This is a genomic window from Occallatibacter savannae (genome assembly GCF_003131205.1).
GTDB lineage: Bacteria > Acidobacteriota > Terriglobia > Terriglobales > Acidobacteriaceae > Telmatobacter > Telmatobacter savannae.
The window spans coordinates 1,133,319-1,147,930 of the sequence record NZ_QFFY01000001.1; the positions used below are offsets into that span (position 1 = coordinate 1,133,319).

The following is a 14,612-nucleotide window of genomic DNA, read 5'->3' on the forward strand; positions in this document are numbered from 1 at the left end:
AGCACGAAGTGACCGCCCGCGCTGCCCGTACATCCATTGATTCTCAGTTCGCATCTTCTTCATTACGTACCTGTTGCATGTTGTTGCAGCGTTCCCCAGGAGAGATCGAGTGAAGCTGCTCATACAGCCGGATGACGGCATCAAGCCCATCATCCAGGCCCTCAAGAAAGCAAAAAAGAACATCCGCATCCTCATCTTCCGCTTCGACCGCGTCGAGATCGAGAAAGCACTTGTCGAAGCCGTCGGGCGCGGTGTTACGGTACAGGCGCTCATCGCCCACACCAACCAGGGCGAAGAGAAAAATCTCCGCCGGCTTGAGATGCGCCTCCTCGCGCAAGGCGTCACCGTCACGCGCACGGCCGACGATCTCGTCCGCTATCACGGCAAGATCTTCATCATCGACGAAAAGGTGCTCTATGTCCTCGGGTTCAACTACACCCACATGGACATCGATCTCAGCCGATCCTTCGGTCTCGCCATCACCAAAAAAAGCACGGTCAAAGAAGCCATCCGCCTCTTCGAATGCGATTCCAAGCGCCGCCGCTACACCAAGGTGAAAGACGATCTGGTCGTCAGTCCTGTCAACGCGCGCAAAAGTCTCACCGAGTTCATCGCGGCCACCAAAAAGCGCCTGCTCATCTACGAGATGAAGATCAGCGACAACGACTTCGTTAAGTTGATCAACAAGAAAATCTCCTCCGGCGTTGAAGTTCGCGTGCTGTCGCGCGCCTCAGCGAAGAGCGGAACCATTCCCGTACGCCGCCTCCCAACGCGCCTGCACCTCCGAGCCATGCTTCGCGATGGAAGCTCCGCCTTCCTCGGCAGCCAGAGCCTCCGCAAGCTCGAGCTGGAAGCTCGCCGGGAAGTCGGTGTCATCTTCAAAGACAAAAAGATCGTCAAGGAGATGGAATCGATCTTCGAGAAGGACTGGAAGCGCGCCGAGCCCGTCGTCGAGGATTCAAAGTTGGTCTCCGCCCTCGTCGTCCCCGCCAGGAAAGTCGCCAAGGTCGTTGCAAAGCAGATTGCCATCAAGCCCATCGTCGAACAGGTTCTGGAGAAAGTGATCGACACCAAGGACCCCACCCCGTTCGAACCGGATGAAGTCGCGGAAACCGTGCGCGAAGCATTTCAGGAGCAGGTGCAAGGCGCCGTCAAAGAAGCCCTGAAAGAAGTCGTCGTCACAGCAGCCGCTGAAGAAAGCAGCAAGCCAAACCAGAAGGCCGATTGAGAACGGAGAACGGAGGGCCGCCCAATGACAACTGCTCGTTTTCTAAAAGTCTCGCTTCTCGCATCCGCCCTCTTCGCCTTACCGGTCCTGCCCTCCCACGCGCAACAAGCCGCGACTTCGGCCTCCGACCGCAAGCTCCTCTCCGACTTCTCAAAAAAAGCCAAGGACTACGTCAGCAAAGAGCACATGCTCGCGCAGGCACAGATGAAGCCCACCTCCGACGTCGCAAAACTTCAACAACAGCGCAAGCAGCTCCGCGACGCCGTTCAGCAATCGCGCCCCAACGCGCAGCAAGGCGACTACTTCACCCCGGACGCCGCAGCTGTCTTCCGCAAGGTCCTGCTCAAGCTTCTCAACGGCCCTGAAGGGAAGAAGATCAAGACGAGCCTTGACCACGCCGAACCCGGCGCGCCTGCCAAGTTCAAGGTCAATGCCGAATTCCCGAACCAGAATGGCCAGCCAATCCAGTCCGTCCCGCCCACTGTCCTGAAAGTCTTGCCTGAACTCCCCAGAGGATTGGAATATTGCATTGCAGGAAAGACGTTGGCGTTGCGCGACTCCGCCGCCAACATGGTGGTTGACTATCTGCCCAACGCTCTTCAGTGAAGAAAAAGCCGCACATGCCGATTCGCTTCGCCCAAATCCTGATCCTTCCGCTGCTCCTCGCTCTCTATCCCGGTCTGCCCGGCGACGAGACTCCTCCCAAATCCGCACCTCTCCCCTCCAGCACGCCAGACGTCCGTCTTCCGCTGAAAGACGGCTCGGTGCGCTGGGCTGTCATCGGAGACAACGGTACTGGCGAGGCTCCTGAACTCGATGTTGCCAAGCAGATGCAGCAGTACTGGATCAAAGTGAAGTTCGACTTCGTCACCATGGATGGCGACAACATCTACGGCGGCCACTCGCCCCACGATTTCGAAGTCAAATTCGAGCAGCCGTACAAGGCCCTCCTCGACGAAGGCGTCAAGTTCTACGCATCCCTGGGCAATCACGACGATGCGGAGATCGAAATCAACTACAAGCCCTACAACATGGGCGGCAACCACTATTACACCTTCGGCAAGAAGAACGTCGACTTCTTTGTCCTCGACAGCAACTACATGACGCCCCAGCAGCTCTCATGGCTCGAAGGAAAACTCAAAGGCTCATCAGCCAAATGGAAGATCGCCTACTTCCATCACCCGCTCTACACCTGCGCCAAATACCACGGCCCTGATGTCGATCTGCGCAATGAGCTCATGCCCCTGTTCACGAAATACGGCGTCAACGTCGTGTGGAGCGGCCACGAGCATGTCTACGAGCGCATCAAGCCGCAGCAGGGCATCTACTTCTTCCTCGAGGGCGATTCAGGCGAGCTTCGCTATCACAACATCCGCGGCTCATGCGACATCGATCAGGTTGGCTTCGACACCGACCGCACCTTCATGCTTGTTGAGGTCGACGGCGACCAGCTCTACTTCCAGACCATCGCTCGCTCCGGAGCAACCGTCGACTCCGGCCAGCTCACCCTGCAGAACAGCAAGCAGAAATAGCCGCAGCCTCAACAGGCGCTCAGGGCTGTGCTACCGAGCCGTAAAATGCATTGCTGCCGCTGCGCAGATCACGTCCGTACGTCAACACCACTCCGGTTCCCAGAACCGAAAGCTTAACCTCCGCGCCCACATCGATCAACCATTTGCGTGGCGCAAGCTCAGGCGTCGGCCCCGCCGCACGTGCAATGTCCAGCAGAGGGCCGGCCTTGATGCTCACCAGCCCGTTGCCCCACACCTTGCGGTACACATCCGTGTTCGATAGAAAGTATCGATCCGCCATCGGCGCGCTTCCTTTCTTGCCGCCTCGCGTTCCGATATGCCCTCGCAGCCAAAGGTCGTTGTCGCGCTCCACGCCGATCATCCATAGCTCGTCGAAAGGTGCCGATCCCGCGATACCTCCGCCTCGCACTCGCTGCGCAATCTCCCACTTGTCCCCTTCCGCCTCAGGCATCCAGTGGAGCGTCGCTCCTCCCTGCGCCTTCTCAAACGTCCGCGACCGGCCCTGCCACAAACGTCCCAGTTCAGAACTCGCTGAGCCGCCTACAGTCAACCGATGCTCCGGCACATCCAGCAACCGCGCGTTAACGCTCGCAAGATGCTTGATCTCCCACCCCGGCGAAGCCAGCTCTCCATTCAACGTTGTTCCACTCGACACATGCGTGTATGTCCGATGCGATACCTCCGCTCCAGAACTCCACTGCATTCGACCGCTTGTGATCGAAGTCAGATTCGCGCTCGCAACCTCTCTCTTCAGCTTGAACGCTCCCAGTTCGGGCGCCGAACCCGTGAAGGACCTCCGAATCGACCAGTTCTCATCGCGCCCGTCAGCCGCAATCTCCCATCGCCATTGCGGCAGAGAGTGCCACGGTCCCGACATCGACACCCACAACCGCCGCTTCTGCCCGTCCCACCTCACCAGCGAATCGATGTTCGTTGCAGACCCAGCAAGATTGAAGTAACTTGGGTACACCGTCTCATACGGAAGGCCTGAAAACACCGACACAACCGACTGCAGCCACCCGTTTCCAAACCCATTGCGCTCCATCCCATGAAACTGGGCATCGAACTTGCCGCCCTCCCGCGCGTCCAGCCTGATGCTGTATGCCGGAAAAACCCCCATCGCATTCAGCCGCGCCTGCGTGTCGAGCAGCTGATCCCGCCGCATCATCGCCTGCGGCGAAAACACAAACGCCCGCTCCAGCAGCACCCGCCCGGTTTTCACGTTCACATCAAACTGCAGTTGCTCGATCTGCGGCTTCTTGATCCTGTTCCAATATTTGAGCGCCGCTTCAAGGTTCCCCATCAGCAGGTAGACCGTACCTGCGAACTCATTCGCGTACTCGTCCCTCGGATCCAGTCGGACCGCCTTCCGAATCCACCGCGCCGCATCCGCATATCTCTTCTGCTGGAAAGCAACTCCCGCCAGCTCTGTATCGAAGCGCGCCTGCTTTGGGCACTGCCTTCGCCCTGCCAGCAGAGCGGCCCGCGATTCTCCCCACTTCTGCAGGTGAGCCAGCGCCATGCCCAGTTCAAAATTCGCATCCGCCGTGCGCCCCGGCATCCCGTGCGCAGCCGCAACTACATCAGCCCACTTCTGCTGCGAATAAAGCGCATGCACCGCCGACGCATCGGAAGCACCCGAAGCGCACTGCCCTGCCGCCTCGAAGCCCACAACCGAAAGGAACAGCAACAGCAAAGTGAACGTCCTGGCACATCGTGCAGCCACTAGTGCGATCCTGCCCCGGGCACCGCCAGCAGCGTCCAGTTGTGGGTTGCGCTCCACTCCTTCTCGAATCGCGATCTCTCCTCGTTCAGCAGCTTGCGCACAGCCGGATCGTTCATCGTCACCAGCCCTCGCGCCGAATCCACGCCGTCAATCACCACGTAATGCAGCTCCGACTGGCCTTCGGGCCTCAACGCCACAATCAGCGGACGTCCCTTTGCGATCTGCTCCTCGATGTCGCTCCACTTGCCGGGAAACGCAAACGCCTGAAATCCGTGCTGGCGAAGGTACGCACTCATCTGCTCCGCCTTGATCCCATGTTTGCTCTTGGAATAAAGCTGATGTTGGATCTCATCCACGCCGCTGTCGGCCCCGGCGGCCTTGCCCTGCTTGCCGGCCCAGTACTGCATCACCATCGAAAGCGACGCCGCGCCGCAGCCTTCTCGCGGCTGAGCCACAAAAGGCACGTCGATCCACTTGGCTGCTTGAGTCTGCGCCAGAAGCGAGACGCACCCAAGCAGCCAGAGGAAGATGAATCCGCGAAACACCTCAGTGAATGATGGCAACGATGATGATCACCGCAATCAGCACGATAATCAGCGTCAGCATGTTGTTCGTCAGCGCACCCGCCGAAAACTTCTGCTGCGCATCGCTCGCCCTGGACGACAAATTCGCAAGCTCGCTGTCCGAGAGCGTCGGTATCGCGCTTTGCACCTGCACAGGATCGATCTTCGCATCGCGCATTGCCTTCTCGGCCGCCGGCGTGCTCATGAACTGCTTCAGAGTCTGAACGTTCTTTTCGCGCGTAGCGCTCGAAGACTCCACCTGCTGCTGCAGCGCCTTCGAAGTGACAATGTGCTCCGCCGAGGTCGTCTGCGCAACCACGCCTGCCGGATACGAAACCAGTACAGTCAGAACCGCAGGAACAACGCCCTGCAGCAGTAGGGTCGAAATTCGGGGAAATTTCATACACTCTCCGCTCGAGGTTTTTACTTCTCAACCAAGCATATAAGATGCTCAATGCCAGAAACGAAGCGGTCTCAATCCCTGATACCTCCGTAATCAAGTCCCCTGCGCATCTCTGCTTTGCACCTTCCTCGCCTTAAGCGTCAGATACCACCTCCGATGAGCGGTCGTATCATGCGCAAATCCGGCGGCTACAAACAGATCTCTCCAGTCCTGCTTCGCCAGCGCGATCGCTGCCCTGAACTTCTCGCCGTCACCCTCGCTCAGCTTCAGCACCGCAAAGCGGCACCGGTCCAGAGCCCCAACATCCAGATCCCCAGAGAACGGAAGATTGTTTCCGCACTCCTCGATCAGCATCTGTCGAACCCTCTCTCTCTCCGGCGCGCCAAACATGCTCTCCACGCACTCTTCGCATTCCGCGCTCAGTCGCCGTTCCTGCATGGCACTCATGTTAGTCCCTTCGGCTTGCGAGCCATCCCCGTCAAAAATCATGTTGACATTACTCCGTTCGTGCTAACTTACCGTTAGTGGACGCTTACCTTCAAGCCGGATTGGACGCCCTCGCCGACTCCACCCGCATGGCCATTTTCCAGAAGCTCTCCGGTGGTCCCGTGGCTGTCAACGAGCTGGCCCGCACCATGCCGGTCACGCGTCCCGCCGTCTCGCAACACCTCAAAGTTCTCAAAAAAGCAGGACTCGTGACCGACATCAGGGATGGAACCCGGCGTCTCTATCAGCTTGATCCCGATGGAGTCGCTCGCCTCCGGGCCCACTTCGACCAGATGTGGAACAAGGCACTGAACACATTCAAGAGCGTCGTCGAACAGGACGCACCACCGAGAGGTCAACATGGCAAATCCCGCAGAAGAACTCGACCTAAGAGTGCTTAAGACCATCACCGTGAAAGCGCCGATCGAACGCGCCTTCTCCATCTTCGTCGAGCAGATGGAGACATGGTGGCCCTCCACGCATCACATCGGCAACACGCCCTTCCAGGCCATCTTCGTTGAGCCGCGTGTCGGCGGTCGCTGGTATGAACGCAATGTGGCCGGAGAACAATGCGACTGGGGAACCGTTCTGCGCTGGGATCCTCCCCATGCGGTCTGCTTCTCGTGGCACGTCGGTCCTGGACACGATCAGCCCGAATGGAAGTTCGATCCCGATATGGCTAAAGCCAGCGAAGTCGAAATCCGTTTCACCGCGCAGGGTAGAGACAGCACCTTTGTTGAGCTTGAACACCGCAAAATTGAGCGTCATGGCCAGGGAGCCGAACAGCTGCGCGCGATGTTCGATGGACCCGGCGCCTGGATCAGCATTCTCGAGCAGTACGCAAAGCGCGTCGACACCCCAGACGCATCGGCCTGACGGCCCCCAACCCGGTCCCGCCATCACACGAGGAGAAGACATGAAGCCCGTTCTGTTTTTGCGCATCGCATCCGTGCTCGTTCTCATTCACGCAGTTCTGCACACCGTCGGAGGGGTATTCGGCAAACCCGCGCCGGGAGTCGCCTCTGCCGTCGCCGCACACATGCGCACGCAATTCCCGGTCTTCGGCGTGACGCGGAGCTATGCGGACTTTTACCTCGGCTTGGGGCTCGGCATCACCATCTTCCTCACAGCCGACGCGCTCCTCTTGTGGATTCTCGCCTCCATGGCGAAGACCGATGCTTCCCGCCTGCGTCCTCTTATCGCTGTCTTCGCGCTTGCCTACCTCGCATTCGCCGTCAATTCCTACATGTTCTTCTTCCCAGCCCCAGTCGTCGCCGAAGTGCTCATCGTCGCCAGCCTGATCGCAGCCATCGTCACCGCGAAGCCGGTGGACGCTCGTGAATCGCACGCAAACTCCGCTCCGCTGAAGACCGTGCAGCCATAGCACATTCGCGCGACAAGGTGCGCCGCGGCTCGTGTAGACTGCCAGCATCCCTGAAGCGTCTTCTCTGGAGGTAGTCTCTGCCATGAGTTCCTTCACCCTTCCCCGCAAGCACCCCTCGCGCAGATCTTTTCTCAGCGGTGCGGCAACGCTTGCCGTCAGCGCACTCTCTCCCGCCGCAGCCATCGCAGCCTCAGATAAGGCTCCAACCGGCCCTGACATGCTCGGACCTCTTCCCGGCTATTCCCCCCAGATCGGCACGTTCGTCTCTCAGCTCACCTGGATGCGCGAAATGAACGGCGTTCTGCACGCAACGGAAAAGCTGTCGCAGAACGATCTCGACTACCTGTTCGATAAAGATGCGAACTCCATCGGCGCTCTCATGCTCCACCTTGCCGCCACCGAAACCTACTACCAGTTGAATACCTTCGACGGCATGGCGTGGGATTCCTGGTCCGAAGAAATCAAGAAGAAGTGGGACCCGGCCATGAGCCTCGGCGACGCCGGCAGAGCCACCATCAAAGGTCACGATCGCGAGTACTACGTCGGCATCCTGCACGAGGTTCGCGAAAAGACACTAGCGGAGTTCAAGAAGAAAGACGACGCATGGTTCCTCGCCGCCGACAAAGGCTGGCCCTGGGGACCCACCAACAATCTCTGCAAGTGGTTCCACGTCTGCGAACACGAAGCCCATCACACCGGCCAGATCGCGCTTCTGCGCAAGCGGCTCCCCGGCGCTAAATCCGGCGGCTCCTCCGGTCAATAGCAAGATCGCACCAAGCTGGACCCTGCACGATCACGGATCGCACAGCTTCATTCGCGCGATCCGTACGGGGTCGCTCAAACGCAGTATTCTCGCGCCCTCCTGGCCCTGTTCCCTCGCGCGGGTCTTCTACACTAAAGCAAGCTATGATCGACCGAACTCCCCCCAGTGCTCCGGTTGCCCGCAAAGATCGCCGCGAAACCAAACTCCATGGTGTCACCCTCGTTGACGAATATGCCTGGCTCCGCGACAAGGACAGCGCCGAAGTCACCGAGTATCTCAAGGCTGAAAACGCCTACTCCGATGCGCTCACCGCCGATCTCGCTCCCCTGCGCGACCAGCTCTACAGCGAGATGCTGAGCCACATCAAGCAGACCGACGAATCAGTTCCCTACCGCGAAGGCGACTGGTGGTATTACGCACGCACTGAAGAAGGCAAGCAGTACTCCATCTTCTGTCGCAAGCGCGGCTCCGAGACCGCCCCCGAAGGACCCGAAGAGATCATCCTCGATGGCAACCAACTCGCCCAGGGTCAGGCGTTCTTCTCCATCGGCGCCACCGACATCTCCGACGACGGCCGCTGGCTTGCATACACCACCGACGTCACCGGCTTTCGTCAGTACGCACTGCACATCAAGGATCTCGAAACCGGCGAAACTCTTCCCGATCCGCCCAGCCCCGGTCCACGCGATCGCGTCGGCTCCCTGACCTGGGCCTCCGACAACACGACCCTCTTTTACACCGTCGAAGACGAAGAACAGAAACGGCAGTTCCAGCTATATCGACACGCCCTCCACACGTCCTACTCAGACGATGCGCTCGTCTACCAGGACGATGATGAGCGCTTCAACATCGGCGTCGGCCGCACGCGCGATGGGAAGTATCTTGTGCTCGAGTCCGCGAGCCACACCACCACAGAGTGCCACATCCTCGCTGCCGACGACCCAACAGGCACCTTCCGCGTCATTGCCCCGCGCGAAGACGAGCACGAGTACTACATCGACCACCGCAACGGCCAGCTATTCATCCGCACCAACCATCGCGGCCGCAACTTCCGCCTCGTCACTGCGCCTGTCGAGACACCCGAACGCGAGAACTGGACGGAACGCATTCCGCACCGCGACACGGTGATGCTGGAAGACGTCGATCTCTTCGCCAGTTTCTTCGTCGCATGCGAACGCGAAGATGGCCTGCCCCGCCTGCGCATGTGGCGGTTCCAGAGCGACGATCCTGAAGCAGAACGCGCCGCCGAAATCTCATTCCCTGAGCCTGCCTACAACGCGTCGCCGGGCATCAACCGCATCTGGGAAACGACGCTCTTCCGCTACGGCTATCAGTCGCTCGTCACTCCCGGTTCAGTCTTCGAATACGACATTGACGCGCGCCAATCCACGCTGCTCAAGCAGCAGGAAGTTCCCGGCGGCTTCGACCGCGCACTCTATGCCAGTGAGCGCGTCTCCGCAACGGCCGCCGATGGCGTTCAGGTTCCCATATCGCTCGTCTACCGCCGCGACAAATTCCAGAAGAACGGCCGCAGCCCCCTCTATGTCTACGGCTACGGATCCTACGGCTATTCCCTCCCGCTCGGTTTTAGCGCGAACCGCCTCGCTCTCCTCGATCGCGGAATCGTGATGGCTTACGCCCACATCCGCGGCGGAGGCGATCTCGGCAAACCCTGGCACGACGCGGGCAAGATGCTCGTCAAGCGCAACACATTCACTGACTTCGTCGCCGCCGTCGAACACCTCACCACTGAGGGATACGGCGACCGCGCACGCGTAGCCATCGAAGGCGGATCAGCGGGCGGTCTGCTCATGGGCGCAGTCACCAACCTTCGCCCGGATCTTTTTCGCGTGGTGCTCTCTCACGTCCCATTCGTCGACGTAATGAACACCATGCTCGACGCCTCGCTGCCGCTCACCGTTCCCGAATACGAAGAATGGGGCGATCCCAACCAGCAAGAATTCTTTCATTACATGCTGAGCTACTCGCCCTATGACAACCTCAAGGCGGCAGAGTATCCGGCGATGCTGGTGAAGACCTCTCTCAACGACAGCCAGGTCATGTATTGGGAACCCGCGAAGTACGTCGCCAAACTCCGCACGCTCAAGACCGACGGCAATCCCCTGCTCCTCGTCACCAACATGGAAGCGGGCCACGGCGGAGCCAGCGGCCGCTACGACTACCTGAAGGAAATCGCATTCGACTACGCCTTCCTTCTGCGGGAGCTCGGAGCGGTCTAGACATCGTGGAGATGCTAGCAGCCCGGGCACTCCGCCTGCCGCACCTCTCGCTCAGTTCGCAGACGGCAAGTCGGCTCTCACAACAACCAGTCGCTCGGCCTGACTCGTCTCTGGAACGAGCTTCAGCCCCAGTTGCTGCTGAAGGGCCGAAAAGATAGACGGGTCCTGCGCATAGGCGGGTTGCTGACTCGCAGAACTGCTGCTACCCGGCGCGGCTGGCTGCGTGTTCTCCGGCGTCCATGACAGATGAAAATCAAAGCGCCCGCCAAGCCCCGTCTTGTCCACGACAGGTCTGCCCGTTTGGCCTTCCGAAAGAAACTTCGCAAGCGTCGCCATATCAACCCCAGCGGCGTTGAACTGACCATTCGATGCCATCGCATTCAGCTGCTGGTCGCTATCTTTCTTCGAAGGTACGAGATTTTTCGGACCGCCACTCGCAACAGCAAGTGCAAAGACCGGCATCGGCGTTGATTCTTTGCGAAGCTCCAGTTGAAAGCGATCCGCCAGCAACCGCTGCAGCCGAAGCCGGGTCGGTTTGTGAAAGATGAGCATCTGGTCGGGCGCCATGTTCGTCGGATCTCCGCCAACCGGAATATCCGGAATTGCGGCCACGTCGAACCGTTTCGCGCCAACCCATTTGGGGCCGCCTGCCAGCTGATCGTCGCCTATATCGTAAGCAACCTTGATCAGGAATCGCAGCGTCGCGTTCGTGATGTACAGCTTCCCGCCAGGCGCAAAGTCAACTTTCAGATTCGCGCCGGGGGAACTCGGCTTGATCGAAGCCACTTCGAACTGCGGCAGAGCAGAGGTTGCGATCAGTTGAGGAATGGGCTTGTCCGCCTCCTGGGCCGCAGAGAGAGATGGATCAACCAGTCCGACGCCAAGTGGTACAAGCATTGCCGCACTCCCAGCAGCAAACAACAGCAATCGTTGGCGCAGACTCATTCGTTGGCCGATACGCATCAGCACGATCGACTCCAGTCTCTTTTTGAGATCGGCGCCGGACACTCCGGAGACACATACGGGCGACACTCTGAGAGAGAAGCGACAGACCCCGACGATTGCTTCGGCGTACACCCGTGCATCGCACCCCTGCCGAAGCACTGCCTCATCGCAGGCGCGTTCGCGCTCGTGAATCAGGCGTTTTCCAATCCAATAAACAGGTGGGTAGAACCACAAGAGAGCTTCAACAATCAGATGGATCGAGTAGGTGAGATTATCGCGCCTGCGCACGTGCTCCAGTTCATGCGCAACGATTGATTCAAATTGTGCGGAACTCAGACGTTCTCGCAGACCCTGAGGAAGCAAAAAGACGGGCCGAAAGACGCCGCACACTCCCGGCTCAACACGTGAACGACTGAAAACGACTGATATCGGGAGACCAAGAGAAAACGTAATCGAGTTGCGAACAAGCGAGCGCACCTGCCGCCAACGCCGCAGTGTTGAGACGCTGCTGACCACGAACCCGCAGAGCCAGAGAGCGAACAATATATCCGCCAGAGAATCTGACGATCTAAGCTCCGACGAGCGAGCCGGAGAAGCCAGCACCGCCAGCGGCAGCCGCACCTGCTCGATTGCATGCAATTGCGGAGGTTCGGCTGGTCGATTCCCGTGCAACTCGAATTGACCGCCGAAAGCGATCAGTAAGGAAAAAGGCACCAGGAACTTGACGGACGCGACGAGCCAGAGCCGGTACCGCACCGCCGCGCCGTTGTTCCTGAGCAGGAACGAAACATACCCAATGACGCACGCGAACAAGGTGGATTGCCAGATATGATTTGCAATCGCGCTGATCATCGCCGGCCTCCTTGCTTCGTCAGCCGTCGAATTGCTTCCTCGGCTTCCTTCAGGTCTTCAATCGTCAGTTTTCCCGACTCGACTAGGTGAGCCATCACAGGCTTCGTCCGCCCGCCAAAGAACGCCAGCGCATCGTCCATCAAATGGCGTCCTGCATCGTCGCGAGAGACAGCAGCTTCGAAAATATTCGCATTGCTGATCTTCTTTACGATTCGAACGGCCTTTTTTGCGTCAAGCAGCCGGTACATGATGGTCTGCACAGTGGTGTAAGCGGGCCGCTTCGACGGAGCAAATGACTCCTGGACTTCGCGCACAGAGCATGGCCCCCGATCCCAGAGAATCTCCATGATCTGAAGTTCAAGCTTTGAAAGTTTCGGACGGCTCATCATCTCACCTACGCAGTGAGTAGATACTACTACACGTTGTAGTTTTTCCGTCAAGCGTGATCCTGCGCAGCGATCCAGTGTCGACGCCGAAACATATCTATTTTGCAAACTGGTTTGCGCTTGGCAGGCGCCGCCCGCTTGCACGCCTCTCACCCCAACCTACTCGAACCAGTACTCCAACGAATACCCCTCCGTCGTGCACCCGCCCTCGCCGCAAAGCCCCGTCAACTCCTCAGTTCCCGAACCAGGAAGCACCCGCCACTCCGACTGCAATTCCCCGTCTTTCAACCTGCCCGAATTCTGAAAGACAAAAGATCCCGACCGGTCTCCGAGCTTTCCAAGAAACTGCTCCATGCCGGTGAAGTGCGTCGCGCCACCCGTCTCATCCACCATCACGAGCCGCATCGAACCCACGCCGACCAGATCGCCCGCAAACTCCTCGGTGACGCTCGCCTCTGCGATCGTGAATGCGCCCCCACTATCGCTCGGGGTCTGCTCGAAGTTCGTCACCTCGATACGCCCCGTCGCGCGTTGCTTTTTGATTTCCGTCATCAGGGTTTCGATGGCAGTTTCGGCGGATCCATCAGATACTCATCGCCCGTCCGTGCCAGTATCTGCGACCGCCGATCCATCAGCACCTTCAGCTCTTTGTTCAGATCGATGAACTGCTGCTTCTGCTCCGCGCTCATGTCTCTTCCATCCGCAGCTTTGTTCAGCTCAGCTAACTGCGCCTGCGCCTTGGGTATCTCGCGGTCGATCAGCACCGGATGAATGCTTGGCGTCTTTGTCTTCCCCGCTGCAATCGCGTTGCGATTATTCTCGCCCCATGCGGGCAGCATGCCCACATGCCCCAGTTCCACCTTCACGCCCGCTGGCCCGTAGTCGTTCTTCACCGCCGAAAACAGCCCGATCATCGAATCCCGCGGATCCCCGTCCTTGTCCGGCATCAGCCCATCGACATAATTCCGCGACTGGTTCGACAGGAAATTTCCCAGAGAGTAGAAAATCACCGCCATGCGCCCGTCCGCCGTCGTGTACGTCTCGATCGGCTGCAGCACATGCGGATGATGTCCCACAATCAGCCCCGCCCCGGCGTCCAGCATCTTGTGCGCCAGCTCAACATCCTCCGGCCTCGGCGCCGTCGCGTACTCCGTCCCCCAATGAACCGAAATCACCAGCAGGTCGCATTTCGTCTTCGCGGACTTCACTGCCTCCAGAACCCGCGTCTCATCCGCTCCCGGCGCACCACCCCCCTCCCCCGGGTAGGGGAAGAAGTTCACATGCGGCTGGTCGTCTTTGTCCGGGTTCCGATTCCCATTGAGCCAGCGGGTCATGCCCAGCCACCCGACTTTGATCCCGTTCGCCTCGACCACGAGCGGCTCCCAGCTCTGCCCAGCTGTGTCCCCAGATCCCGCGAACTGCAGCCCGATCTCCTTCAGGTGATCCCGCGTCTCCGCGAATCCCGCCCAGCCCTGATCCATCACGTGATTGTTGGCAAACGAAACAATCTTGATCCCGTTCTCTTTCAGCGCCTGCGGCAGCGCCGGCGGCGCGTCAAACATGAACGGCTTCGATCCCTTCGAGTGAGCGGGCGCGACCGGCGTCTCCAGATTCACAAACCCGAAGTCCACCCCTTTGAAAACATCATCCACGTCTGAAAACAGCGAGCCCCATCCCTGCACTCCGCCGCCCGCCGCCTCTGCCGAAGCGCGAACGGGTTCATGCGGAATCACGTCCCCCGCCACCGCGAAGCTTACCTTAGCCAGTTCATGAGGGTAGGGCGTCGGAGCCGCAGCTGCCCCGTGCAGGCGCTCCGTCAACCGGCTCACATACGCCCCGGCCATTACCAGCACCAGCAGGGTGATGACCGCAAGCGCCGCCGCCTGGGGACTAAGCCCCAGCCACGCTGTCGCCTTACTCTCCGGAACGGGAGGAAAACCCTCACCGCCCGACTTCCATTTTGCGGTCCGGTTCATTGGGGGAGATTCCGGGTTATGCCCTAAGCCACCTTCAGGATAACCCCGGTAAAACAGGCTCTTTCCACCGGAAACTAACTTAAGTACCCTCAAAGCCATGCCGGCCCCCAAAGCCGCTCTTTAAACAC

Annotated in this window: 16 protein-coding genes; 8 read left to right on the top strand and 8 right to left on the bottom strand. The window is 59.4% G+C overall.

All coding sequences use genetic code 11. The features are described from left to right. The first annotated feature begins 109 nt into the window (after window positions 1-109). Genes DHV10_RS05040 through DHV10_RS05050 form a run of 3 tightly spaced genes read left to right on the top strand, consistent with a single transcriptional unit; the run spans window position 110 to window position 2,760 of the window. Window positions 110-1,228 carry a phospholipase D-like domain-containing protein gene (locus DHV10_RS05040; protein ID WP_239461289.1) on the top strand — a complete coding sequence of 373 codons (1,119 nt, stop codon included), beginning with the start codon at window positions 110-112 and terminating at the stop codon, window positions 1,226-1,228. A 24-nt stretch (window positions 1,229-1,252) separates the two neighbouring features. Then, window positions 1,253-1,834 (top strand): hypothetical protein, encoded by a 582-nt coding sequence (locus tag DHV10_RS05045; RefSeq protein ID WP_109485172.1) that lies wholly within the window; start codon window positions 1,253-1,255, stop codon window positions 1,832-1,834. A 14-nt stretch (window positions 1,835-1,848) separates the two neighbouring features. Further along, window positions 1,849-2,760 (top strand): metallophosphoesterase, encoded by a 912-nt coding sequence (locus DHV10_RS05050; RefSeq protein WP_109485173.1) that lies wholly within the window; start codon window positions 1,849-1,851, stop codon window positions 2,758-2,760. A gap of 19 nt (window positions 2,761-2,779) precedes the next feature. On the opposite strand, the gene DHV10_RS05055 is transcribed toward DHV10_RS05050, so the two are convergent. The 4 genes from DHV10_RS05055 to DHV10_RS05070 all read right to left on the bottom strand — a co-directional run bounded on the left by DHV10_RS05055 (window position 2,780) and on the right by DHV10_RS05070 (window position 5,899). Further along, window positions 2,780-4,486 carry a tetratricopeptide repeat protein gene (locus tag DHV10_RS05055; RefSeq protein WP_162601200.1) on the bottom strand — a complete coding sequence of 569 codons (1,707 nt, stop codon included), beginning with the start codon at window positions 4,484-4,486 and terminating at the stop codon, window positions 2,780-2,782. Next, window positions 4,486-5,049 carry a C39 family peptidase gene (locus DHV10_RS05060; RefSeq protein WP_109485175.1) on the bottom strand — a complete coding sequence of 188 codons (564 nt, stop codon included), beginning with the start codon at window positions 5,047-5,049 and terminating at the stop codon, window positions 4,486-4,488. Before DHV10_RS05060 ends, DHV10_RS05055 begins: the two co-directional genes overlap by 1 nt. After that, a complete protein-coding gene (locus DHV10_RS05065) occupies window positions 5,033-5,452 on the bottom strand; it encodes a hypothetical protein (protein WP_109485176.1) in 420 nt (139 codons plus the stop codon). Before DHV10_RS05065 ends, DHV10_RS05060 begins: the two co-directional genes overlap by 17 nt. Window positions 5,453-5,545: 93 nt before the next feature. Further along, the gene (locus DHV10_RS05070) at window positions 5,546-5,899 is read right to left on the bottom strand and encodes a hypothetical protein (RefSeq protein WP_162601201.1); all 354 of its coding nucleotides are present in this window, start codon (window positions 5,897-5,899) and stop codon (window positions 5,546-5,548) included. A gap of 128 nt (window positions 5,900-6,027) precedes the next feature. Between DHV10_RS05070 and DHV10_RS05075 the strand changes: the two genes are divergently transcribed. The 5 genes from DHV10_RS05075 to DHV10_RS05095 all read left to right on the top strand — a co-directional run bounded on the left by DHV10_RS05075 (window position 6,028) and on the right by DHV10_RS05095 (window position 10,325). Beyond that, entirely contained in the window at window positions 6,028-6,339 is a 312-nt protein-coding gene (locus DHV10_RS05075) for an ArsR/SmtB family transcription factor (protein ID WP_109485720.1), read from the top strand. Next, window positions 6,299-6,814: an SRPBCC family protein gene (locus DHV10_RS05080; protein WP_109485178.1), complete on the top strand. Its 516-nt coding sequence runs from the start codon at window positions 6,299-6,301 to the stop codon at window positions 6,812-6,814. Before DHV10_RS05075 ends, DHV10_RS05080 begins: the two co-directional genes overlap by 41 nt. A gap of 40 nt (window positions 6,815-6,854) precedes the next feature. Beyond that, on the top strand, window positions 6,855-7,322 hold the full coding sequence (locus DHV10_RS05085; RefSeq protein WP_109485179.1) for an LIC_13387 family protein: 468 nt from the start codon (window positions 6,855-6,857) through the stop codon (window positions 7,320-7,322). An 82-nt stretch (window positions 7,323-7,404) separates the two neighbouring features. Next, a complete protein-coding gene (locus DHV10_RS05090; RefSeq protein WP_109485180.1) occupies window positions 7,405-8,085 on the top strand; it encodes a DinB family protein in 681 nt (226 codons plus the stop codon). 143 nt (window positions 8,086-8,228) lie between these two features. Beyond that, window positions 8,229-10,325: a S9 family peptidase gene (locus DHV10_RS05095; protein WP_109485181.1), complete on the top strand. Its 2,097-nt coding sequence runs from the start codon at window positions 8,229-8,231 to the stop codon at window positions 10,323-10,325. A gap of 51 nt (window positions 10,326-10,376) precedes the next feature. Here the strand turns inward: DHV10_RS05095 and DHV10_RS05100 are convergent, their stop codons facing one another. From DHV10_RS05100 to DHV10_RS05115, 4 genes are all read right to left on the bottom strand, one after another. Next, window positions 10,377-12,122, bottom strand: coding sequence for a M56 family metallopeptidase (locus DHV10_RS05100; protein ID WP_109485182.1), 1,746 nt, complete (start codon window positions 12,120-12,122; stop codon window positions 10,377-10,379). Further along, complete coding sequence (locus DHV10_RS05105; RefSeq protein WP_109485183.1) at window positions 12,119-12,508, bottom strand: BlaI/MecI/CopY family transcriptional regulator; 390 nt, start codon at window positions 12,506-12,508, stop codon at window positions 12,119-12,121. The genes DHV10_RS05100 and DHV10_RS05105 overlap by 4 nt, the downstream gene beginning before the upstream one ends. A gap of 159 nt (window positions 12,509-12,667) precedes the next feature. After that, window positions 12,668-13,060 (bottom strand): DUF3224 domain-containing protein, encoded by a 393-nt coding sequence (locus DHV10_RS05110; protein ID WP_109485184.1) that lies wholly within the window; start codon window positions 13,058-13,060, stop codon window positions 12,668-12,670. Then, window positions 13,060-14,484 carry a CapA family protein gene (locus tag DHV10_RS05115; protein ID WP_162601202.1) on the bottom strand — a complete coding sequence of 475 codons (1,425 nt, stop codon included), beginning with the start codon at window positions 14,482-14,484 and terminating at the stop codon, window positions 13,060-13,062. The genes DHV10_RS05110 and DHV10_RS05115 overlap by 1 nt, the downstream gene beginning before the upstream one ends. Window positions 14,485-14,612: the final 128 nt, after the last annotated feature.